The following is a 21,444-nucleotide window of genomic DNA, read 5'->3' as shown; positions in this document are numbered from 1 at the left end:
GCTGACCCTGCTCGCGGTAGTGCCGGCCGCTGGCCGGCAAACCGGGGGATGTGCAGTTGCCGGCCAGCGGCCGGCACGACCTGATTCAGGCCGGGATCCGACCCCGCATCACCAGCGCAGTTTGCGCCGCGCCAGCGCGGCCGCCAGTTGATCCATCGCCTGCTGTGCCTGTGCCTGCGGCAGATGGTGCAGGGTGAGTGCCACGTCGCCATGCGCACCGGCGGTATCCAGTTGCAGGCTGCTGGTGCCCAGCACCTTGTCCAGCGGTGAACGCTGCAGGCGCAGGCCCTGCACCTTGTCCAGCTCGGCCCAGCGCCACCAGCGTTTCCACCAGCCGCCGCGCACGGCCACATAGTGCTCGTCCAGATACCAGCCCATGCGTGCCATCTGACGGTGTGCGACCAACAACGCGACCGGCAGCCAGGCCAGCACGACCAGGCCCCATGGGCCCCAGCGCCAGTACGCGGCGGCGGCCAGCAGCGGCACCAGCAGCAGCGCGCCCAGGCACAGCCGCCACCAGCCACGCTGCGGGATGGACTGCCATTGCGCCGGTGGCCAGTGCAGCTGGGGGAGCAGGTGCTGCACCAGTTGCGTGCAATGCTCGCGGGTTGCCAGCGGCGCCAGTTCGCGCAGGGCGCGGTCCTCATCACGCGAAGGGCCACCGGCGGCACTGTCGATGCGCAGCTGGCGCAGCCCGAACCAGCGCTGCAGGGTGCCTTCGCGCAGCGTCCAGGCCTGGATGCGGCGACGTGCCACGCTGCTGCGGGTGCGGCTGAGCATCCCGGCCGACACCGTCAGGCGGCGGTCCTGCTCGACGAGGGTGAAGCCGTGGTAACGCAACAGGGTCAGCACCACTGACAGCACGCGCAGCGCCAGCCAGCCCAGCAGCAGGGCCGCCGCCGCCAGCAGCAACGCGCCGGTCACGCCGGGATGCAGGTGGCTGGCATAGCCGAAGGCCTCGCGGCCGCCGCGCTGGATGGCATCGTCCATCACCGGCCGCGGCACGGTCTGGAACAGGACGCCGAACGCGGCCACTGCCAGTGCCCAGCCGCGGTTGGAGAGCAGTCCCATGCGCACCACGTCCCAGCTGGACAGTCGCAGCAGTACGCGTTCGCTGTCGACGTCGGCAATGGGCGGTGCATCGACGGCGTCGTTGGCCTGCGGCGCCTGCCCGCGCTGGCGGACCAGCCGTTCCAGCGCCAGTGCCTGGTCCAGCTTCAGTACCCGCATCTCCGCTTCAGGGCGCACACCGCCGGCCGATTCCAGGCGCAGTTCGGCCACGCCGAACAGGCGGTGCAGCGGGTTCTGCCGAACTTCCACGTTGTGGATGCGGGCGAACGGGATCTCGCGGCGGTTGCGCGCCAACAGGCCACTGCGCACGGTGATCGCATCGCTGCCGATGCGGTAGCGGTAGCTGAGGTACTGCAGCACCGACACCAGGACCAGGGCGGCAATTGCCGTCAGCGGAATCAGCTGCGCCCACATCGGATCGCGGTCGCCGCGCTGGCCGAACACCAGCAGCGCGACCAGTGGCAGGAAGTAGTGGCGCAGCTGCATCAGCAGCACGAACAGCCACGACCACGGGTGCAGGCGGTGGTCCTCGGTACCGGCGGGCAGCGGTGCAGGCAGGGGCGGCGGCAGGCTCACAGGGCGTCGGCGTCCTGGTCGAGCTGGTGGGACAGGGTGTCGCGCAGGCGCTCGGCGTCGGCCTGGTCCAGGCCGCTCACGGTCACCGCGCTCATGCGGGTGCCGGCGGTGTGCACGATCAGCGTGGCCAGGCCGGCACGGCGCTCCAGCGGGCCCCGGCGCAGATCGAGATGCTGCACCCGCGAAAGCGGGATGCGCGTCTCCAGCTGCCACATGAGGTCGCGGCGCAGGCCCAGGCCCTGTGCGTCCAGCCGCCAACGGGTGCGGACCAGGCGTCGACGGCCCAGCCACGCACCAAAAGCCACACCCATCAGCAGCCCGGCTGCAGCGGTCCACAGGCCACCGGGCAGATCGAAGAACCACGCCGCCGCCGCCAGTGGCAGGCCCGGGACGAACAGGCCGCCAAAGGCACCTTCCAGTGCGGCCAGGCGGGCTGCGCGTTGCGGCAGTGACTGCCAGTCGGTGGCGGGTGGTGCAGGAATCGTGGCGTCGGTCACGCGGGCTCCGTCAGGCAGCAGGGCGGGCGGTAGCGGCCGTGGCCGCACCGCGCAGACGGTAGCAGGTCGGCTGCGTTACTGGGCAGCCTGGATCAGCGCATCGACATCCAGCAGGTGGCCGGCACGGTCGGCCTTGGTGCGCAGGTAGTTCTCGTTCTCGGCAGTGATCTCGCCGGTGACCGGAATGCAGTCCAGCACTTCGATGCCAGCATTGCGCAGGCGCTGTGCCTTGGTCGGGTTGTTGCTGAGCAGCGCCACGCGCGAAATGCCCAGGCCACGCAGCATCGCCACCGCGCTGCCGTAGCGCCGCTCGTCGGCACCGAAGCCCAGCTGCGCATCGGCGTCGATGGTATCCAGGCCGTCGTGCTGGTAGCCATAGGCGCGCATCTTGGCGGCGATGCCGGTGCCGCGGCCTTCCTGGTCCAGGTACAGCAGCACGCCACCGCCCAGTTCCTTCAGCTTGCGCAGCCCGCGCCGCAGCTGGTCGCCGCAGTCGCACTTGAGCGAGCCGAACAGGTCGCCGGTCAGGCACGAGGAGTGCACGCGTACCGGTACCACCGACGACAGGTCCGGTTCGCCGACGATGATCGCGACCTGGTCGCGCTGGGCCACGCCGCCGCGGAACACCGCGAAGGTGGTCATGCCGACGTCGCGCAGCGGTACCGGCGAACGCGCCACCAGTTCGTAGTCGTGGGCCGCATGTGCTGCGCCTTCGGCCAGGTCGCACAGGGCCACCTCGGCGGCACCGTCGAACGTGTGGTCTTCCACGTCCAGGCGCACCGCGACCATCGCCGGCAGCAGCAGGCCCAGGCGGGCCAGCTCCACCGCGCCGGCATCGAAGGCGTCGCCGGCCGCCCAGCCGTCGGGCATGGGGCCGGGCTCGCGCAGGTAACCCAGCGAGGGCAGGGTATCGAAGGCAATGCCAGCCAGCGGCAGGCGCGCGCCTTCCGGTGCTTCCACGCCGAGCACGCGGGCGCGGGTCGCGGTCAGGAACAGGTAGTGGCGCTCGCGCGCGGCACCGGCGAACGTGGCAAAGCTGCTGGCAGTGGCGCTGTCCAGCGCGATCACCGCCAGGCGCTGGCCCTGGCCATCGTGGAGCAGTACCGGGCGACCGGCACGCAGTTCGGCCACCGCGCGTTCGCAGCGGATCGCGGCGGGATCGCCGAACAGGGAAGAGGCAGCAGGCATGGCAGGACCGGGGGAGGCGGACATCGCAGTCTCTATGGGGGCGCCGGCGTCGTATTCAACGTGGTGCGGCCAGTGGTCGCAGGCGGCCGTCAGTGCGGATGCTCTTCGGTCGCGTACGGGTCTTCCTCGCCGCTGCCCGGTGGCCGCAGCGTATAGCGCTTGTAGGTCCATTGGTACTGCGTCGGGTCGCGGCGGGCGATGCGCTCGATGCCGGCGTTGAGCGCGGTGGCCGCCACCTGCGGGTCCGGGTCGGCCACGGCCGGGTCGGTCGGCTCGATGTGCAGGGCGAATTCCATGTCCGGCCCAACGCGCTCGCACCAGCCATACAGCACGGTGGCGCCGGTGCGCTCGGCCAGCCGGTTGACCAGGGTCATGGTCAGTGCCTGCACGCCGAAGAACGGCACGAACACGCCATCGCCGGCCTTGGGCTGCTGGTCGGGCAGGATGCCGGTGGCGCCGCCGTCCTTGAGCACCTTGAACAGCTGGCGCACGGCCGGGCCTTCGGCGCGCACCTGCTGTACGTTCTGGCCGCCGCGCACCAGCTGAAGGAAGGCATCGCTGGCCTCGTCCTCCGGCGGCTTGTAGACGATGGCGATCTGCCCGCGCGAGGCCAGCCACTGGTTCAGCAGCTCCCAGTTGCCGAAGTGCGGCGCGGCCACGATCACGCCCTTGCCGCTGGCCAGGGCGGCGTCGTACAGGGCCTCGCCATGGCGCTGCTTCAGGTGCAGGCGCAGGTTGTCGGCCGGCGCCTGGCTCCACAGCCGCAGGGTTTCGATGGCCTGCAGCGCGGTGGAGCGCAGCAGATCACGGTGCAGGCGGTCGCGCGCGGCGCCATCCAGTTCCGGGTAGGCCAGTTCCAGGTTGCGCCGGGTGACGCGGCTCTCACGGGCATTGAGGGCGATCCATGCCCACGCCAGGGCGCGCGCGAACGCCCGCAGCAGCGGCCAGGGCAGGCGGGCGAACAGGGTGGTGGCGCGGTAGACCAGCCGGGCTTTGCGTTGCGGATTCATCGGCGCCAGTTTAGCCAAGGGCGCTGCTATCGTGGCCGGCCCTGTTCATTGGAAGCCCACGATGCTCGTCCTGATCCAGCGTGTCAGCCAGGCTGCCGTCCATGTCGACGATGAGGCCGTGGGGCAGATCGGCCCTGGCCTGTTGGCCCTGGTCGGCATGGAGCCGGGCGATACCGAGGCCCAGTTGCGGCGGATGGCCGAGCGCCTGCTGGGCTACCGGGTATTCGCCGACGAGGCCGGGAAGATGAACCGCTCGCTGCGCGATACCGGCGGCGGCCTGCTGCTGGTCAGCCAGTTCACCCTGGCCGCCGACACCCGTTCGGGCATGCGGCCGAGCTTCACCACGGCCGCGCCGCCGGAAGAGGCTGAACGCGGGTTCAACCGTTTTGTTGAGATCTGTCGTGAAAATCACGCGCCAGGGGTGGAAACGGGCCGATTTGGTGCCCATATGGTCGTCAGCCTGGTCAATGACGGTCCCGTGACCTTCCTTCTCCGGCCCTGAGCCTGCGGGACCACCGCCCGGCAGGCAGGGCCCCGGGCTGGTATAATGCTACGTTCCCTATTTCTCCCTGCCGGTGGCGCGAGCACTACATGGCCAACGAACGTCCTGCCCAATCCGAAATCAAGCAACTGATCAGCAAGGGCCTGGAACAGGGCTACCTGACCTACGCCGAAGTCAATGACCATCTGCCGGACGACATGGTCGACCCGGAACAGATCGAAGACATCATCGGCATGATCAACGGCATGGGCATCGATGTCCATGAAGTTGCGCCGGATGTGGAAACCCTGCTTCTCAACGATGGCAACACCGGCAACCGCGAAGTCGATGACACCGCGGCTGAAGAAGCTGCCGCTGCGCTGAGCGCGCTCGACACCGAAGGTGGCCGTACCACCGACCCGGTGCGCATGTACATGCGCGAAATGGGCACCGTCGAGCTGCTGACCCGCGAAGGCGAAATTGCCATCGCCAAGCGCATCGAGGAAGGCCTTTCGCAGGTCCAGGCGGCCCTGGGCCAGTTCCCGGTTTCGGTCGAGTCGCTGCTGAACGACTACGAAGCCCACAAGGAAGGCAAGAAGCGCCTGGCCGAAGTGATCGTCGGCTTCAACGACCTGGTCGACGAAGAGCCGGCGCCGCCGGCGGTCGCTGCCGATGACAGCGCCGATGCGGACGCCGAAGGCGACGAGGACGAGGACGACGATGTCGACGGTGGCGATGAAGAAGCCGCACCGACCGGTCCGGATCCGGAGGAAGTCGCCGCGCGCATGCAGGCGCTGAGCGATGCCTTCAACGCCTTCAAGAAGGCCGCGACCAAGGGCGACAAGAAGAACCTGCCGCGCCTGCGCGAAGAAATGTCGGCGGTGTTCGTCACCCTGAAGCTGCCGCTGCCGCTGACCGACGTGCTGACCAAGCAGCTGCGCGACACCATGGCATCGATCAAGGCCCATGAGCGCCGCGTGCTGAACCTGGCGACCGTTACCGCCCGCATGCCGCGCAAGGACTTCATCCGTTCCTGGGAAGGCAACCAGACCAACCTCGAGTGGGTGGAAGACGCACTGAAGCGCAAGCAGAAGTGGTCCTCGGCGCTGCGCGAAGTGAAGGACCAGATCATTGCCGAACAGCAGGCGACGATCGACATCGAGACGCTGACCCAGCTGGACCTGGAAGAGCTGAAGGAAATCAGCCGTGCCATGGCCTACGGTGAAGCCAAGGCGCGCAAGGCCAAGAAGGAAATGGTCGAGGCCAACCTGCGCCTGGTGATCTCGATCGCCAAGAAGTACACCAACCGTGGCCTGCAGTTCCTCGACCTGATCCAGGAAGGCAACATCGGCCTGATGAAGGCCGTGGACAAGTTCGAATACCGCCGCGGTTACAAGTTCTCGACCTATGCCACCTGGTGGATCCGCCAGGCGATCACCCGCTCGATCGCCGACCAGGCACGCACCATCCGTATTCCGGTGCACATGATCGAGACGATCAACAAGTTGAACCGCATTTCCCGCCAGATGCTCCAGCAGTACGGCCGCGAGGCTACGCCGGAGGAGCTGGCCAAGGAAATGGACATGCCGGAAGACAAGATCCGCAAGGTGATGAAGATCGCCAAGGAGCCGATCTCGATGGAAACCCCGATCGGCGACGACGAGGATTCCCATCTGGGCGACTTCATCGAGGACACCAACGTGGAGTCCCCGATCGAGAACACCACCAACATCAATCTGTCTGAAACCGTGCGCGACGTCCTGGCCGGCCTCACCCCGAGGGAAGCCAAGGTGCTGCGCATGCGCTTCGGCATCGACATGAACACCGACCACACGTTGGAAGAGGTCGGCAAGCAGTTCGACGTTACCCGCGAGCGCATCCGCCAGATCGAAGCGAAGGCCCTGCGCAAGCTGCGTCACCCGAGCCGCTCGGAGCAGCTGCGCAGCTTCCTGGATATCGATTGATTTCCAGCGGCTGTTGAAGCGTTGAGAGGAACCCCGCCTGGTGCGGGGTTTTTCTTTTTGGGGGGTGTGTGCTTTCTGTAGAGTCGAGCCATGCTCGGCTGCTGTTCGTGATGACGTATCCGGCGGGTCTTCTTAACGGGCGTCGGCTGCTTGCCGCACCTTGTGACGCAACTGGCCCGAGAATTGTTGAGGCCTTCGCTGCGATTCGCTGCCGGGGGAAGTGGTCATTCAGCCGAAACCCCAAGTGCCTCAATGAAATGAGTAGCCGCATGTGAGTGATAAGCGCACGCAATGTCGCATTCACCAATTGAAGCCTCTAGCCTTCCTTCCACACAGTCCTCCCCAGGTGCTCAACACACCGTCGTAGGCGGACTGTCCGCCGCAACAGCAGGCAATCCAAGGTCAAACCGCAACTCTCGCCATTTCGGTGAGCCCAAGGGTTTCTGGCCGGGTGGCGCGCAGCCATACAAGACCCTGCAAGGGGGAAAGCTGCGGGCGGCCCTACGACCGTGTTGAAGCGCCCGGTCGCCTCTCTCAACAGGGGGCGGAAGAGGTACAACGAATCGTAGGAGAGTGAGTATGGAGCTGACGGAAATTGCTGCCGGGCACGGTAGACGTGAATCGGACGCGCATGACTGCGCGTTTGCGCCGCTACTGGATTGGGAAGATGTGATGCGCGACGAGCGCGAGGATTCACCGGGATTCGCCCGAAGAGCGACGCTGGCGTTGCTGACGCAGTCGGGTGCTGGGTTGCTTGCGGGCTTCGGCGGCGACAAGCAGAAGGGGCTGGAAGAGGCCAGGAGGACGGTGGCGCTGTTCCAGGCACACCTGCGGCGGCAGCTGTGGTTTACGGACGTGGCGGAGAAGCGGTTGGGGCGGGTTGCTGAGGCTCTTGCTGCTGCCGGGTAGCCGATCAAGCGCAGCCTCCACTACACTGTGAGGCTGCGCAGGGCCTATAGCTCAACGGTTAGAGCAGGGGACTCATAATCCCTTGGTTTCAGGTTCGAATCCTGATGGGCCCACCACATTGACGTCCAATGGCGTCCCTGAGGCCATCGTGGTGCTTGATTCATGGCCGCATCCAGCGATATTCAGCGGCGTCCAATTGCATCCACAGAAAAGTGAGTCAGGCTGAGTGTCGGCGGGCGAGAGGCCCTGGACGACTCACAGTCTCTCACCTTTGTCTGGGGGCAATGAACCATCAGCTGTGAAGGGCGCCCTCCTAGGGGTAGCGCGGCGCCATCGTGCTCGCTCTCGCTGCGGCGGGACGTACGGGCTTGGTGCCGTCCGGCCGCAATCATGTCGGCCTGCAGCATGCTGGGTGCCACGACCTTGAGTGGGTTTCCATGGGCAAACGCCCCGATCGCGATTCCTCGCAATCGGGGCCTATGTTTCAGCGGGTCCCTGTATGCAAGCGCCAGCCAGGGTTATAGCGGGTTGCGGAAGCTGGTGAGAACAGCAGGCCATCCGTTGCCTGCCCGTACCGGATTTCCACATCATCATTCGCCGACTGGATGAGTATGTCGGTGCGCCCGTCGCCATCGAAGTCGTTGGTCAGCAAGTGATGCCCAGGGCTCCAGCTGGAGACGCTCTGCGCGGAGAACCGAAGACCATCACTGGCTTGGCCGTAGCGGATTTCGGAGTGTCCGTTCGCTGCATAGATCACAACGTCGTCTCTGCCGTCGCCATTGAAATCACCCGTCAACAGCGTGTGCCCGGTGGACCATAGGTCGGCCGTGCTCGGTGCAAAGCGCAAACCGCCGTTCATCTGCCCATAGCGGATCTCAGTGGCGCCGTCGGCGGCATAAATCAGCACATCGCTGTATCCATCGCCGTTGAAATCCGCAATCTTCAATGTATGGCCAGCCCGCCATTGATCATGCTGACCGGGTTCTGCGCGCAGTCCGTCGGTGGCCTGTCCGTAGAAGAGGTCGACCTCACCGTTGGGTCCATACAGCAACAGGTCATCAAGGCCGTCGCCATTGAAGTCGCCAACATGTGGGCGGCTGCCCAGGGCGACCTGCCGTTGCGATTGTGGGGCGAAGCGCAATCCGCGATCACTGCCTCCGTAGCGGATCTCGAGAGCGCCGCTGTCCTGCAGGATGAGTACGTCGCTCCGTCCATCACCGTTGAAATCTCCTGCCATCAATTGACTGCCCACATTCCATGCAGTGCGTGATGGAAGATGTTCGGTGAATCGAGCGTCAGGACGTCCATAGTGGAGCCGTACGCTACCGTCGCCGCCGTGCACCAGCAGATCGGAGAACCCATCGGCGTCGAAGTCGCCACTGACCAGTTTGGCCGAGGTTGCCCATGGCGCCGAGGGGGCATCCGTCAGCGAATGGGTCACCAGGCCCGCATGGGGGGCCAGCTGTCCGGTCGCCACCGACGCGCTGCCAGAGGGTGGGTTGTACAGGATGACGTCGCCGCCACCATCGCCGTTGTAGTCCACAGAGCGCACTGCAGCGCAACTGCCATTGGCGCGGCGGAGACTTCCGGCATGATCGCCTCGCGCAGGACATGTTCGTGGTGCCAACTGCTCCACCTTGACCCAATCGACATGAAAATCTGCAGGCAGAACGGTGTTGGATGTCATCCGATTGTTGATGCCTCCAGGTGTTGTAGTCGGAGGTGCAAGATTAGTATTCAGATTCACGAGCATTGGAACGCTCGGAATATTCAGTGTTGTTCGATAGAACTCCACTCCATCCACAGAGTATGCGATGTGGATGGGGCTCCACTCTGCGGAGAACACATGATAGTTGCTGGAATAGTCGACAGATCCAAGCTTGGTGTAGGCTGAAAGCGTTGCATCCGCCACTGCGGTGGAGCAATCGGCAGGGTTCGTAAACCAGTAATGTTGCACATTGATCGTGCGCGGGTCGGACTTCTGCAGCCCAGTGGCCTCAAAGATATCTATCTCACCGCATGCAGGCCCATATGACACCAGCCAGAATGCGGGAATGACGCCTGGCGTGTTAGTCATTTTCACACGGGCAGAGTAGCGACCATAGGTGAAGTACCTAGGGTAGTAGATGCCACCTGTCTGATAGAACGGGAAGGTGTCTTGGACATCACCGCGGAAGACAGCATCTCCTTGGGCCACGAACGCATTTCCAGGCTTGTAGGTGTACGACACTTTCCCGGACTTGTCGGTCACATCCCCTGCCCACGGGATCCAGTAGCTGAGACTAGGGTCATCGAAATGCTCTTCCATGACGGTGATCCACTCATTCTCTGTATTCTGCGCTTGTGCAGCTGACACGACTGAAGTCGCAACCGATGCGGCGAGTACAAGCTTCCTTAACATTGCCAATTCCCTGATGTAGAGCCGCGGGATGCGACCGCCTGTGAGTTTGACAGTTTGGCGGTGACTTCTTAGTGGCCAGGGCTTGGGGATGAGCCGTGTCCGCGGATTGATTGCAAGCGAAGTGTCTCGGAGAGCGGATTACGATAGTCGAACCGACTAGATGCCAGAACTGGATCCCTCGGCCTAGAGGCTCGGGAAGTGAGTCGATTAGTGAGTCAAAAGTGGATTGAAGTGGATTGAATATCAATCAAATCAATTGTTTACTTTGTTTCTGCGGTTGCTGGTGGGCCACCAACCGACCTCGCCTGACCGATCGCAGGTCTCATCGCTCCCCAGCGCGACCTGCAGCGTCGGTACCATCTGATCCGCACACAGGGATCGACCATGCCCAACACCGATACACCGGTGGAAGACTTCACCACCGAAATCGAAGACAGCCGGCACCTGTTCGCCTGGTGCCTGGTTCACTATGGCCAGGTGCCCGAGGCGCAGGCGCTCGAACAGGCACGGAAGCGCTATCCCGACCAGAGCCCCGGCCGCGAATACGAACACGCGCTGATCTTCCACGACGAGCCCTGGCACTGGGCGATGCTGCACATGAAGGGCGAAAGGTATTGGCAGCAGCACCCGGAACTGGCGGAGCCGTCGCTGGACTACGAAGCCGAATCGGACGCACTGTGCCTGGCCCGTGGTGAGCAGGTGCCACTGCTGGATGAGGACGAGTACCTGGGCGCGCTCGCGCATGCACGCCACATGCGTGCATGGACGCTGGTCCATCAGGCGGGTCGTTCGCCGGATGAAGCGCGCCAGGAGGCGCTTGGTCACTACGCGTATCATCCGCGCCATCATCGCGGGCGATTTCAGGTTCACGATCCGCGTGAGGGCTGGTGCCATGTGATGAGCGCATTGCATGGCAACGACTACTGGGCGCGACCAGAGCTGCGGGAACCGCCACAGGCCTATTGGAGCGAGTCCCGCGCCTTTGTTTCGGCGCAGGGAATCCGCTTGCCGGACCCTCCGGGCTGAGGCCTGCTCAGCCAGCGAAGGCGCAGCGCCATCGATCACCGCACTCTGTGCCGAATGACACATGCCCTGCCATTTCTGCTGGCGGGAAGATGGCGGCATCCTGAAGTGGAGTGATCTGATGCCTGGTACGCTCAGTCGTCGCACCTTCCTGGCCAATGCCGCGGCTGTTCCGGCGGCCACGCTCATGCCCACCGGTGTTGCCACGGCGGCGCAGCCCACCGTCACCACCGGGAACCTGATCGAAGCGGAGCGCGGCGTGATCCGCTCGGCCATGCAAGGCAGCGGCATCGGTGCCGCTGCCGTCTGCCTGGTCGAAGGCGGGCAGGTGCGCTGGACTGAAGGCTTCGGTCACGTATCAGGCCAGGGTCGCGCGGCCGCGGACGCCAGCACGATGTTCAGCATCCAGTCCACCTCGAAGAATTTCGCGGCGGTGGCGGTGCTGTTGGCCGTGCAGGACGGCATCCTTGATCTGGATGCGCCCATTACCCGCTATCTGCCGTCGTTCACCGTGCGCAGTCGCTTCGAGCATTCCCCGCAGGAGCGCATCACCCTGCGCCTGCTGCTTGCCAACCGCGCGGGATTCACGCACGAGGCGCCGCTGGGCAACAATTACGAACCGGCGTCACCGGGCTTTGATGCGCACGTCCGCAGCATCTCGCAGACATGGCTGCGCTTTCCGGTGGGTACGCGCTATCGCTATTCCAACCTGGGCTTCGACCTTGCCGGTCATGTCCTTGAGCAGGTTGCGGGCATCGGCTATCCGGCCTGGCTGCAGCGCCGGATCTTCGAGCCACTGGGAATGCACGACAGTACGGCCGATGCGTCGGTCTACCTGGCAAGCAAGGGGCGGGCACTGGGAACCCAGGAAGGCCATGCGCAGGTGCCGCCGGTGACGCCGCTGGTGGTGTCGGGAGGTGTCTGGACCAGTGCTGCCGACATGGCGAAGTATCTTGGCTTCCTGCTCGGTGGCGGCCAAGCCGGCGCGCAGCAGCTGCTCGAGCCCCATCTCTGGGACGAGATGCATGGCTTCGGCCTGGGCGGTGACTACGGGCTCGGCGTAATGCGCAGCGAACGGCTCTACGGCAGTACGCCGGTGCGGCTGCTTCACCATCGCGGCGGAGGCTTCGGATTCGGGTGCGTGTTCACCTACTGCAGGCAGGCCAACGCTGGATTTGCCGCGATGTTCAACCGCGCGACGTCCGCGGGGTACGGCATCGGCGAGCGTCTGATCGATCAGCTGCTGTCGGCGCGTTTCGGGCCCCGCCAGCCGCGTGTGCCCCTATCGTCCCTGGCGCCGATCAGGTTGAACCAGGACCAGATCCAGCGGATGGCGGGAGACTGGATAGGGCGCAGCGGCAAGGCGAAGATCGTGGTTGCCGGAAGCGGTGAACTGCAACTGCATCGTGGGGCGCAAGCTGTGGGCAGACGGTTTGCGGCCATCGACGGCGACCAACTGTTCACCGCGGACACCGATGGAGAGGTTGCGACGTACCGTCACCATGCGGCGACGGAGATGCTGCCGGCGCACCTGGAATGTACGAACGGCGAGGATAGCCTGGACCAGAACGATCCCATCGATGGGTCCACCGGGCCGCAGGCGTCCCATTGGCAACCCTGGCTGGGGCGCTATCGCATCGACCAATGGGGAAAACCGTCGATGTCCGTTGTGCTGGAGCAGCGACAGGGCTGGCTGTACATCAATGGCATCCGCCTGGTCACTGAAGTGGAGCCAGGCCTGCTGTTCACCAGCGATGGCGAAGCGGTGGATTTCCGCAGCTCCCAGCCGACATGGCGCAACCTGCGTCTGCAGCGCGTCCAGCCCGTGGGCCAGGGATGACGGCGGCATGCCGCGTGCTCATCCGCGCCGCCCACGCCCATCGATGCTGTAGCGCCCCGCCCCGGTGCAGGCCAGCAGCAGGAAGCCACCTGCCAGCCCCAGGTTCTTCAGGAACATGATCTGCTGGGTCGGGTCGGCAACGTTGTGGTGGAAGATGAAGGCGGTGACCAGGCTGAAGCCTGCCAGCACGATCGATACCAGCCGGGTCTGGAAGCCCAGCAGGATGCACAGGCCGCTGCCGATCTCAAAGGCGATGGTAGGCCACAGCAGGATGCCGGGTACCCCCATCGCTTCCATGTAGCCCTGGGTACCGTTGAGGTCGCCGAGCTTGCCGATGCCGGACACCAGGAACAGCGCCATCAGCAGGATGCGCGCAAGCAGGTAGGCGAGCGAATGCGATGAGTTGCTCACGTCGAAGTCCTCGGAGATGGCTGCCGAAGGCGATCGGAGCCCACCGGCAGTGAAGCCCGTGTCTACGTACCGGGCAAGGCGGCTTGACAGCTGGCCGGCCGCAGGACACCTTTCCATCATGACGATCGATATTGAATCGCTCAGCCTTCGGGAGCTGGGCGCCTTGGTGGTTGCCGCTGAACAGCGGAAACAGCTCATTTCCAGCCGCCGTCCGGCCAGCGCGGTGCGGCGGATGTTGAAGGCTGCCGCGGCCGAAGCCGGCTACACCCTCGAAGAACTCTTCGGTGGCGAAGCCTCGGAAACACCTGCGCCCGCCCGCAAACCCGCCCGCCGTAAATCCGGCAAAGTCGCGCCCAAGTATCGCGACCCGGAATACAAGCGCCTGACCTGGACCGGTCGCGGGCGCATGCCGCGCTGGTTGGCGTCCAAGGTCTCGATGGGCCACAAGGCCACCGATTTCCTGATTCCTGGTTTGGCCAGGCCGACCGCTGGCAAGACCAGCACCATCGGCAAGCGGACTGTCATCAAGAAGGGATGAGGCTGCAGCACTGCTACCCTGCCCGGATCTTTCAACCAAGGAGCACCGGATGGCACACGAGGGTGGCATGACGATCACGCCGAAAGTCCTGTACACAGCCGCAGGCGTGGCCGTGCTGGTCAGCCTGTTGGCCTGGGCGGTGGAGTGGAGCGGGATGGCCTATGTCTGCCCATACTGCCGCGTACAACGCACTGTCATCGGTGTGCTGGGCGTGCTGACATTGTTCGCGCGGCCGGGGAGCCTCATCGTGCCCTGGTTGTCGTACACAGCGGGCGGCTTCGCGTTCGTGGTTGCAGCGATGCAGCACTTCAATGGCTGGAAGCGCATTTCCGCCGGTGATTTCAGTTTCAACGCGCAGTGGTACATCGACCCGTGGCTGCTGTCAGGCTGCGCGATGCTGATCCTGGTAGCGCAGCTGATGCTGGTGCAGGCCGCCTGCCGGCGCAGCTTGCGCTGAGTGTTTCCCCCCATGGCGTGGAACTACCCGTTCTGGAATAGCGCCAACTGCGCAGCAAACGCGCGCTGATAGGCGGGACGCTGCGTCGCCCGTGCCACATAGGCCACAAGCAGCGGGTACTCGTCGAGCAGGCCGCTGCTCTTCAGGCGCAGCAGTACCGAGACCATCATCAGGTCGCCCACGCTGAACCCGCCGTCCAGCCACGCTGCCGCGCCCAACCACGCGGACAGTTGCGAGAGACGCATCCGCACGCGCTCGTCCAGCATCACCAATCGCTGTGCATACCAGGGCTGTTTGCGCTCCAGCACCCAGGCCATCGAGCGCTCGACGATGGGTGGCTCCACCGTATTCAACGCGGCGAACACCCACATGACTGCGCGCATGCGTGCATCCGGACCGACGGGCAGCAGGCCGGCATGCTGTTCGGCCAGGTGCAGGACGATCGCGCCGGATTCGAACAGGACCTGGTCGCCCTCCTGCCAGGTGGGAATCTGTCCGAAGGGATTCCGCGCCAGGTGGGCAGGTTGCTTCATTTCGGCGAAGGTCAGCAGCTGCACGTCATAGGGCACGCCCAGTTCCTCCAGCGCCCAGCGCACGCGCATGTCACGGGCCAGGCCCTGGCCGCGGTCGGGGGAGGTGGCAAAGGCGGTGAGGATGGGGGACATCGCGGCGCTCCTGCAGGCGGGAAGGCCTGTCTCTTCTGTTCCGACGAACGACGAGGACGGAAATCGACATCCCTCGATGCGCTCTTCACCCCGCCCGATGCAGTTTCCGGTACTGGTCCGGCGTGCACTGTGCGTGCCGCTTGAACATCTCTGCGAAGGCGCTGACGCCGGAGTAGCCCAGCTCCTCGGCAATCCGGCTGATCGGCCGGCGTGTGCACAGCGCTTCGGTGGCACGCACGAACTTCACCCGACCGCGCCAGTCACCGAGTGACATGCCCAGCTCGCTGCGTGCCATGCGCTCCAGCTTGCGTACGCTCATATGATGTCGCTGCGCGATATCGGCGACCGACTCGGCTGCGGACAGGTGCTTCTCCACATACGCCATCACCTGCTTCAACACATCGCTGCTGGCGATTGGCAGGAAGCTGGGCAGCACTGCGGCATTGAGGATCTGGTCGATCACCACGGCGGCCATGCGCCGCTGGGCCGGCGTCCGCGGATCGGTCACGCCCTGTCGCGCCAGCTCGTGCAGCAGCTCGCGCAGCAATGGGCTGACTTCCAGCGCACTGCAGCGCTCGGGCAGGCGGCGTGACAACGCCGGCGACAGGTAGGCCGAGCGATAGGCCAGCCGCGACCGGTTGCGCGAATAGTGGGGCATTCCCGGTGGGATCCAGATCGCGTAATGGGGTGGGGACACCATCCACTCGCCGTCGATCTTCATCTCCATCACCCCTTGTGCGACGAAGTTGAACTGGCCCCAAGGATGGCTGTGCGTGCCCCAATCGGTGGGCTCCATCGCACCCTGCCGGAAGTAGACCGGACCGGGCAGCTGGCGGAAGGTGGGGATGGGCTCCATCGGTTGCCGCAACCCGGGGTCGGAGTGACGCATTTTCAGGATGTCCTCGATATGCGCCAAGCGTACGCTGGCCACTCTTCCACGTACACCCACGCTCTTGAACTACCTCTTCCCGATACTCGCCTGCCTGCTGTGGGGCGCGAACACCATCGTGACCAAGCTGGCCTCGGGCTCGGTCGGTCCCATCGATATTGGCTTCTTCCGCTGGCTGGTGGCGGCCATTGTCCTGTTGCCCTTCGCGTTGCCGCGGCTGCGCAACAACCTGCAGACCGTGCGCGCCAACCTTGGCCGCTTCCTGGTGCTGGGGTGCCTGGGTGGGGTGATGTACCAGTGCCTTGCGTACTATGCGGCGCACTTCACCTCGGCCACCAACATGGGCGTCATCCAGGCGTTGATTCCACTGATTGCACTGGCGTTGTCGCGCGTGTTCATGGGGCATCCGGTGCGCGGTACCTCCATTGCCGGTGCGGTGATTTCCACTGTCGGCGTGGTGGCGGTGGTCTCGCAGGGCGACCTGGCACGACTGGCCGCTCAGGGCGTGAACCGCGGTGATGCGATCATGCTGATCGGTGCGTTGGCCTTTGCCGCCTACAACGTGCTGATGCAGCGCTGGAAGATCCCGCTGACGGTGCTGGAATCATTGTTCCTGCAGGCCACCGCCGCGTCGCTGATCCTGTTGCCGGCGCAGCTGCTGGTCGGTACCGGGGTGAACAATCTCACTGCGGTCGGCTGCATCGGGTTTGCGGCAGTATGCGCGTCGATCCTGGCCCCACTGACCTGGATGACCGGATTGTCACGGTTGGGCGCAGCGCGTGTCTCCGGCTTCTTCAACCTGGTGCCGATCGTGACCGCCGCACTGGCCGTGCTGTTGCTGGGCGAATCGCTCAGTGGCTGGGTACTGGCGGGGGGGCGTGCTGGCGGTATCCGGTGTGTTGTTCGCTGAGTACGCAGCGAAGCGGTCCATTGCCAGGCAGGGTATTGAAGCGACCTGATGCTGCTCGCATCGGCGTATCGCGCCCGGAGCCATGCACGCCCGGTGCACGAACCCTGCACATGTACAGATATGGCTGTGCTTCAGTCTGGCAGCCCCGTCCCAGCATGAAGAGAGAACAGATGAACACGCCTGGCAAGCCGAAACCCACTTGGAAGCAATGGCATGTGCTGCTGGTAATCCTGGCAATTGCGTTGCTGGTTACTCTGATCATCGTTATCGCACCGTGGTGACGAAGGCTCCGTGCGCTCAGATTCCGTGAACGTCGATGAAGTGCGAAATGAAGAAGTCAGCACGGGTTTCGCATGGTGATGCATGCATCAATTCGCGCTCACCAGATCGGCACACGCGGACGTACACAGTGGAGTCGAAGGCAATGCAAACGCACTGCCATTCCCCAACATTCGAGCGAACAGGAGCGACTACATATGAGCACCCAGTCCACCATCGAACATCGCCTCAACGACCTGATCGAGATCGCCCGTGATGGCAAGTCCTTCTATGAGGAAGCCGCAACGAAGGTAAAGGATGCCGAACTGTCGGCACTGTTCACCCGTATCGCCGGGGTCAAGGCGCGGATCGTCGCGGCGCTCAGCGGTTCGGTTGCCGCCAGCGGCGGCAAGCCGGCCGAGCACGGCACCATGGTCGGTTCGATGCAGCAGTTCTACGGCAAGGTGCGCGCCGCGTTTGGTGATACCAACTACGGCTACGTGGCCGAACTGGAAGAATCCGAAGACCGCCTGCTGGGCGCGTTCAAGGATGTGCTGCAGGACAACGATCTGCCGCCGGCGGTGCGCCAGGAAGTGACCCAGCTGCTGCCGGATGTGCAGGAGTGCCACAACGTCATGCGGGCACGCAAGCACGCCATGAAGGCTGCCTGAGGTCCAGCGCCGGGCGGCCCATCGCGGCCGTCGAGGCCCGGAGGCGCATGATGGTCCGGGAACCTTCGCAGCCCGCAAGGGCTGCGAGGGGCCGGGCGTCCCGCCCCGTTTCCATGGTTATACTTGGCCGAGTCCAGGGAACAGGCACGGCATGACGAAGGGGGCTTCGTCCATCATCAACGTCAACCGCCAACCGGATGCAGCCGCGTCCGGTTTTCTGCGTGTGCGCGGTTTGCCGTGATGTGTGCCTCGCCGGTCTTTCCGGTACCTGGTCCTGGTTGTCCCATCGCCATCCATTGCGAACAGGTCCACTGACGATGCGTCGAGTTAATGCACTTTCCGCGATGATGTTGCTGGGCACGGTTGTGGGAAGTGCGGGGGCGCAGTCCTACAGCAAGACCAACGTCATCACCTATCACGATGATCTGTCGAAGTGGGTGCTTGGCCAGGTCCGGACGTCGGTCAACCAGGACACGGGCCGGACCGAGTCCCAGGTGGATTATGACCCGGCCACCGCGAAGCCCCAGCGGATCCATGCCTTCGGCCAGCTCCAGCAGACCATTCACTACAACAGCGACGGTACCGTTCGCGCCGTGGTGGACGGGCGTGGCAATACGGTGAGCCTGTTCGGCTGGAAGCGCGGTATCCCCGGGAACATCCAGTATGCGGATGGTTCGACCCAGTCTGCCGGCGTGGATGACAATGGCTGGATACGCTGGATCACCGATGGCCGGGGCAACACCACGCGTTACGACTACGACGCGATGGGGCGCATGTCGCTGGTCGACTACCCCGACGGCGATACGGTGGACTGGGCGTCCACCACGACACAGTTTGCCCAGGTGGGCGGCGCCGAGTACGGCATTCCTGCCGGTCATTGGCGGCAGACGGTCAGCACCGGCAATGCGCGCAAGGTCACCTACTACGATGCGCTGTGGCGCCCATTGCTGGTGCGCGAGTACGACGCGGGCAATGAAGCCGGCACGCAGCGGGCCTCGGTGACCGCCTATGACACGGCAGGGCGGGTCACCTTCCAGTCCTATCCTGTCGCGGGGGTCGGTACGGTCCAGGACGCCGGAACTGGCGTCCGTACGACGTACGACGCACTTGGGCGGGTGGTCCAGGTCAGCCAGGATTCCGAGATTGGCGCGCTGGTCAGCACAACCGAGTACCTGCCGGGGCGGCGCGTGCGCACGACCAATGCCAGGGGTATCCCGACCGTCGTGACCTACACCGGTGCAGATGCCGCGAAGCTTGACTGGCCGGTACGTATCGAACTGGCAGAGGGAGCCGTGCTGGATATCCCGCGGGACGTCTTCGGCAAGCCGACGTCGATCACCCGCAGGGCCAGCAATGGTTCGGTGACGTCGACCCGGCGCTATGTCTACGATGCGGCGCAGCGGTTGTGCAAGATGATCGAACCGGAAACCGGCGCCACCGTATTCGACTACGACGCCGCATCGAACCCGGTTGGAAGCGCGCAGGGGTTGGACCTGTCCGATGCAGGCAACTGCAACCAGGACATTGCCGCGGCGAGCGGGCGCCGGGTGGTGCGTTCCTATGACGCACGCAACCGGCTCGCATCACTGCAGTTCCCCGACGGCAATGGCAACCAGCGCTGGAGCTACTGGCCCGATGGCCTGGTCAAGCAGGTCACCACGTTGAACGCCGGGGTGGAGACGCACAACAGCTATGCGTACAACCGTCGCGGGCTGCTCATCGGTGAGGTGCAGAGCCCCACCGATGGCGAAGCGCTGGCGATGGGGTATGCCTACGACGCACTGGGCAACCTGTCCGCGCATCGCTATCCCTCCGGCAACGTGGTCGCGTATGCGCCCAACGCGCTGGGACAGGCCGGGCAGGCGGGCTCCTACGCCGCTGGCGTGGTCTATTACCCCAACGGGGCGATTCGTCAGTTCACCTATGGCAACGGTATTGTCCACACGATGGTGCAGAACGCGCGCCAGTTGCCGGATGAAAGCCAGGACACCCTTGGCGCAACCCGGATCCTCAGCGACGGCTACGACTACGATGCGGTCGGCAATGTGATGGCAATCACTGACGGTGCCACGGGCCGCAACCAGCGTGGCAACCGCAATCTGGGCTATGACGCGCTGGATCGGCTCGTTTCGGCTTCCTCGCCCATGTTCGGCTCGGCGAGCTACAGCTATGACGCGTTGGACAACCTCACGCGGGTGACGATTCTCGGCCGTGACCATCACTACTGCTATGACAACGCCTGGCGCTTGACCAACGTGAAGATCAACGGGTGCGGAGGGGCAACCGTGGTCGGCCTGGCCTACGATGCCCAAGGCAATCTGCGGGCGAAGAACGGACAGCCGTTCACCTTCGACTTCGGCAACCGGCTGCGTGCGGCGGCAGGTTCCGAGAGCTACCGTTACGACGCTGACGGTCGCCGCACACAGACAGATTCATCGTTCGGACGGATCACCTCGATGTACGACCACGCCGGCGTCCTCCGCTACCAGGCGAGCGAGCGCGAGGACAAGCGGACCGATTACATCACGCTGGGCGGAAGCCTGGTCGCCAAGGCAATGGTGCCGATGCGGCGTTCGCCGGCCGCGAAGGACTTCGTTGGGTGGTCGCCTGTGGCCTCTGCCGTCCGCTACGTCGTCGAGGAAAGCGTGGACGGGGTGACCTGGACCACGGTCTACGAAGGCAACGCCGCGAACTGGACGTCTGCCGCACGCCCTGCCACCAGCTATGCGTATCGCGTGCTTGCCTGTGGCGCCACGGGGAGCTGCACGCCGGTGTCCGATGTCTCGCATGTCCAGCGTCCGCAGGGTGACATCGTGCCCCTGCTGTACCAGCTGCTGCTGGGCTGAGCGTAGCGGGCTGCACCGGCCGCAGTGGACCGTCAACCGGTTGTTCATGACAGGGGAAGGAAGAACATGGCTGGAGTACGTGCTGTATCGCGCCCGCGTGGCGCCATCGGCGGCAAGGTCCTGCTGGCGGTGGTGGCAGTGCTGGGAACTGGCCTGGCCTCAACGGCAAATGCTGAGCCTTACAATCTGGAAGGCCATCGGATCGTATCCGTCGCAACTGGCTGGGGCGGGGAAGGGTTCTACCTGGTGACGCAAGGTGTGCTTCCAGCGGGCTCGGATTGTGGGGGTGGCAATCGCTTCATTCTCCTCAATGATCATCCAATGCAGAGGGAGATGGTCTCGATGCTGCTCATCGCCTGGCAGAACAAGCTGCGTGTCGGATTGCGTGTCGACGGCTGCACCTCCGGGGTAATGCAGCTGAGGGCCGTGACGATGCCTGAGGCCTGATGTCTGAATCCACAGGGGAACTACATGATGATGAGTGACGCGACGCCGGGCTTCCGCAGGAGGTTGGGAGCGGGGTTGGCCTTGACGTTGGCCTTGTGCCTGTCTGCACCACTGAAGGCGGAGCCAACCAGCGATCAGATGACGATTCTGTCGCTGCGGCCGTACATGGACGGCCCGGCGGGAATTGTGTACGTGCATGTTTCGAGTACGGCTTTCTGCAATACCGATACCTTTGCAATCGACATGTCCCGGCCGGGAGCCAAGGAAGCCTACGCGGCGGCGTTGGCAGCGCTGACATCGGGGAAGAATGTCCGGCTCGAGGCGTTCAACTCCACCGGGTGCAATGGCTGGGCGACCCGGCTCCAGTCGATCTTCATTCACGCGTAACCCTC

The 21,444-nt window shown here is 64.6% G+C and carries 20 protein-coding genes and 1 tRNA gene; 13 read left to right on the top strand and 8 right to left on the bottom strand.

What is annotated here, in order from left to right:
• Positions 1-108: 108 nt before the first annotated feature.
• The 4 genes from AC5P9P_RS14225 to AC5P9P_RS14210 all read right to left on the bottom strand — a co-directional run bounded on the left by AC5P9P_RS14225 (position 109) and on the right by AC5P9P_RS14210 (position 4,342).
• Positions 109-1,647, bottom strand: coding sequence for a PH domain-containing protein (locus AC5P9P_RS14225; RefSeq protein ID WP_049402286.1), 1,539 nt, complete (start codon positions 1,645-1,647; stop codon positions 109-111).
• Complete coding sequence (locus AC5P9P_RS14220) at positions 1,644-2,144, bottom strand: PH domain-containing protein (RefSeq protein WP_005414594.1); 501 nt, start codon at positions 2,142-2,144, stop codon at positions 1,644-1,646. Before AC5P9P_RS14220 ends, AC5P9P_RS14225 begins: the two co-directional genes overlap by 4 nt.
• A gap of 75 nt (positions 2,145-2,219) precedes the next feature.
• A complete protein-coding gene (gene ribA, locus AC5P9P_RS14215) occupies positions 2,220-3,356 on the bottom strand; it encodes a GTP cyclohydrolase II RibA (RefSeq protein WP_495232879.1) in 1,137 nt (378 codons plus the stop codon).
• Positions 3,357-3,421: 65 nt separating this feature from the next.
• Entirely contained in the window at positions 3,422-4,342 is a 921-nt protein-coding gene (locus AC5P9P_RS14210) for a lauroyl acyltransferase (protein ID WP_164133227.1), read from the bottom strand.
• Positions 4,343-4,403: 61 nt separating this feature from the next.
• Between AC5P9P_RS14210 and dtd the strand changes: the two genes are divergently transcribed.
• From dtd to AC5P9P_RS14190, 4 genes are all read left to right on the top strand, one after another.
• Positions 4,404-4,844, top strand: a complete 441-nt coding sequence (gene dtd, locus AC5P9P_RS14205; RefSeq protein ID WP_005411180.1) for a D-aminoacyl-tRNA deacylase — start codon at positions 4,404-4,406, stop codon at positions 4,842-4,844.
• An 89-nt stretch (positions 4,845-4,933) separates the two neighbouring features.
• A complete protein-coding gene (rpoD, locus tag AC5P9P_RS14200; protein ID WP_005411179.1) occupies positions 4,934-6,787 on the top strand; it encodes an RNA polymerase sigma factor RpoD in 1,854 nt (617 codons plus the stop codon).
• Positions 6,788-7,366: 579 nt separating this feature from the next.
• Positions 7,367-7,696, top strand: coding sequence for a hypothetical protein (locus AC5P9P_RS14195; protein WP_242899326.1), 330 nt, complete (start codon positions 7,367-7,369; stop codon positions 7,694-7,696).
• 40 nt (positions 7,697-7,736) lie between these two features.
• Positions 7,737-7,812, top strand: a tRNA-Ile gene (locus AC5P9P_RS14190).
• A 368-nt stretch (positions 7,813-8,180) separates the two neighbouring features.
• On the opposite strand, the gene AC5P9P_RS14185 is transcribed toward AC5P9P_RS14190, so the two are convergent.
• Positions 8,181-10,004 carry an FG-GAP-like repeat-containing protein gene (locus AC5P9P_RS14185; protein ID WP_231522797.1) on the bottom strand — a complete coding sequence of 608 codons (1,824 nt, stop codon included), beginning with the start codon at positions 10,002-10,004 and terminating at the stop codon, positions 8,181-8,183.
• Positions 10,005-10,481: 477 nt separating this feature from the next.
• Here AC5P9P_RS14185 and AC5P9P_RS14180 point away from each other — a divergent pair, with 477 nt between their 5' ends.
• Both AC5P9P_RS14180 and AC5P9P_RS14175 read left to right on the top strand, forming a co-directional pair.
• Positions 10,482-11,123 carry a hypothetical protein gene (locus AC5P9P_RS14180; RefSeq protein WP_111128059.1) on the top strand — a complete coding sequence of 214 codons (642 nt, stop codon included), beginning with the start codon at positions 10,482-10,484 and terminating at the stop codon, positions 11,121-11,123.
• A gap of 118 nt (positions 11,124-11,241) precedes the next feature.
• Positions 11,242-12,960 carry a serine hydrolase domain-containing protein gene (locus AC5P9P_RS14175; RefSeq protein ID WP_495232878.1) on the top strand — a complete coding sequence of 573 codons (1,719 nt, stop codon included), beginning with the start codon at positions 11,242-11,244 and terminating at the stop codon, positions 12,958-12,960.
• A gap of 18 nt (positions 12,961-12,978) precedes the next feature.
• On the opposite strand, the gene AC5P9P_RS14170 is transcribed toward AC5P9P_RS14175, so the two are convergent.
• A complete protein-coding gene (locus tag AC5P9P_RS14170) occupies positions 12,979-13,371 on the bottom strand; it encodes a DoxX family protein (protein ID WP_043034583.1) in 393 nt (130 codons plus the stop codon).
• Between the two features lie 118 nt (positions 13,372-13,489).
• On the opposite strand from AC5P9P_RS14170, the gene AC5P9P_RS14165 reads away from it, so the two are divergent.
• Both AC5P9P_RS14165 and AC5P9P_RS14160 read left to right on the top strand, forming a co-directional pair.
• Complete coding sequence (locus tag AC5P9P_RS14165; RefSeq protein WP_049453980.1) at positions 13,490-13,909, top strand: H-NS histone family protein; 420 nt, start codon at positions 13,490-13,492, stop codon at positions 13,907-13,909.
• 49 nt (positions 13,910-13,958) lie between these two features.
• Positions 13,959-14,366, top strand: a complete 408-nt coding sequence (locus tag AC5P9P_RS14160; RefSeq protein ID WP_024957909.1) for a hypothetical protein — start codon at positions 13,959-13,961, stop codon at positions 14,364-14,366.
• A gap of 23 nt (positions 14,367-14,389) precedes the next feature.
• On the opposite strand, the gene AC5P9P_RS14155 is transcribed toward AC5P9P_RS14160, so the two are convergent.
• Together AC5P9P_RS14155 and AC5P9P_RS14150 are read right to left on the bottom strand one after the other, a co-directional pair.
• Entirely contained in the window at positions 14,390-15,031 is a 642-nt protein-coding gene (locus AC5P9P_RS14155; protein ID WP_111108290.1) for a glutathione S-transferase family protein, read from the bottom strand.
• A gap of 85 nt (positions 15,032-15,116) precedes the next feature.
• Positions 15,117-15,920 (bottom strand): AraC family transcriptional regulator, encoded by an 804-nt coding sequence (locus tag AC5P9P_RS14150; RefSeq protein ID WP_104920900.1) that lies wholly within the window; start codon positions 15,918-15,920, stop codon positions 15,117-15,119.
• Positions 15,921-15,984: 64 nt separating this feature from the next.
• Between AC5P9P_RS14150 and AC5P9P_RS14145 the strand changes: the two genes are divergently transcribed.
• From AC5P9P_RS14145 to AC5P9P_RS14125, 5 genes are all read left to right on the top strand, one after another.
• Positions 15,985-16,830, top strand: coding sequence for a DMT family transporter (locus tag AC5P9P_RS14145; RefSeq protein WP_495232877.1), 846 nt, complete (start codon positions 15,985-15,987; stop codon positions 16,828-16,830).
• Positions 16,831-17,306: 476 nt separating this feature from the next.
• Positions 17,307-17,759, top strand: coding sequence for a PA2169 family four-helix-bundle protein (locus AC5P9P_RS14140; RefSeq protein ID WP_005411167.1), 453 nt, complete (start codon positions 17,307-17,309; stop codon positions 17,757-17,759).
• A gap of 197 nt (positions 17,760-17,956) precedes the next feature.
• Entirely contained in the window at positions 17,957-20,605 is a 2,649-nt protein-coding gene (locus AC5P9P_RS14135) for an RHS repeat protein (protein ID WP_353949825.1), read from the top strand.
• Positions 20,606-20,671: 66 nt separating this feature from the next.
• Entirely contained in the window at positions 20,672-21,052 is a 381-nt protein-coding gene (locus AC5P9P_RS14130; RefSeq protein WP_005411165.1) for a hypothetical protein, read from the top strand.
• Between the two features lie 30 nt (positions 21,053-21,082).
• Complete coding sequence (locus AC5P9P_RS14125) at positions 21,083-21,439, top strand: hypothetical protein (RefSeq protein WP_225792032.1); 357 nt, start codon at positions 21,083-21,085, stop codon at positions 21,437-21,439.
• The last annotated feature ends 5 nt before the right edge of the window (positions 21,440-21,444 follow it).

It is taken from the genome of Stenotrophomonas sp. YJH_SMC_14-1 (genome assembly GCF_059372275.1).
Note: the sequence above shows the minus strand (reverse complement) of the source record. Positions and strands in the feature narration are given on the sequence as shown.

What these genes read in the sequence shown, in the direction of transcription:
- AC5P9P_RS14125 (WP_225792032.1), top strand. Translation starts at nt 21,083, where the DNA reads ATGAGTGACGCGACGCCGGGCTTCCGCAGGAGGTTGGGAGCGGGGTTG.
- AC5P9P_RS14175 (WP_495232878.1), top strand. Translation starts at nt 11,242, where the DNA reads ATGCCTGGTACGCTCAGTCGTCGCACCTTCCTGGCCAATGCCGCGGCT.
- AC5P9P_RS14210 (WP_164133227.1), bottom strand. Translation starts at nt 4,342, where the DNA reads ATGAATCCGCAACGCAAAGCCCGGCTGGTCTACCGCGCCACCACCCTG.
- AC5P9P_RS14195 (WP_242899326.1), top strand. Translation starts at nt 7,367, where the DNA reads ATGGAGCTGACGGAAATTGCTGCCGGGCACGGTAGACGTGAATCGGAC.
- AC5P9P_RS14130 (WP_005411165.1), top strand. Translation starts at nt 20,672, where the DNA reads ATGGCTGGAGTACGTGCTGTATCGCGCCCGCGTGGCGCCATCGGCGGC.
- AC5P9P_RS14155 (WP_111108290.1), bottom strand. Translation starts at nt 15,031, where the DNA reads ATGTCCCCCATCCTCACCGCCTTTGCCACCTCCCCCGACCGCGGCCAG.
- rpoD (WP_005411179.1), top strand. Translation starts at nt 4,934, where the DNA reads ATGGCCAACGAACGTCCTGCCCAATCCGAAATCAAGCAACTGATCAGC.
- AC5P9P_RS14150 (WP_104920900.1), bottom strand. Translation starts at nt 15,920, where the DNA reads ATGCGTCACTCCGACCCCGGGTTGCGGCAACCGATGGAGCCCATCCCC.
- AC5P9P_RS14160 (WP_024957909.1), top strand. Translation starts at nt 13,959, where the DNA reads ATGGCACACGAGGGTGGCATGACGATCACGCCGAAAGTCCTGTACACA.
- dtd (WP_005411180.1), top strand. Translation starts at nt 4,404, where the DNA reads ATGCTCGTCCTGATCCAGCGTGTCAGCCAGGCTGCCGTCCATGTCGAC.
- AC5P9P_RS14140 (WP_005411167.1), top strand. Translation starts at nt 17,307, where the DNA reads ATGAGCACCCAGTCCACCATCGAACATCGCCTCAACGACCTGATCGAG.
- AC5P9P_RS14180 (WP_111128059.1), top strand. Translation starts at nt 10,482, where the DNA reads ATGCCCAACACCGATACACCGGTGGAAGACTTCACCACCGAAATCGAA.
- AC5P9P_RS14135 (WP_353949825.1), top strand. Translation starts at nt 17,957, where the DNA reads ATGCAGCCGCGTCCGGTTTTCTGCGTGTGCGCGGTTTGCCGTGATGTG.
- ribA (WP_495232879.1), bottom strand. Translation starts at nt 3,356, where the DNA reads ATGTCCGCCTCCCCCGGTCCTGCCATGCCTGCTGCCTCTTCCCTGTTC.
- AC5P9P_RS14165 (WP_049453980.1), top strand. Translation starts at nt 13,490, where the DNA reads ATGACGATCGATATTGAATCGCTCAGCCTTCGGGAGCTGGGCGCCTTG.
- AC5P9P_RS14185 (WP_231522797.1), bottom strand. Translation starts at nt 10,004, where the DNA reads ATGGAAGAGCATTTCGATGACCCTAGTCTCAGCTACTGGATCCCGTGG.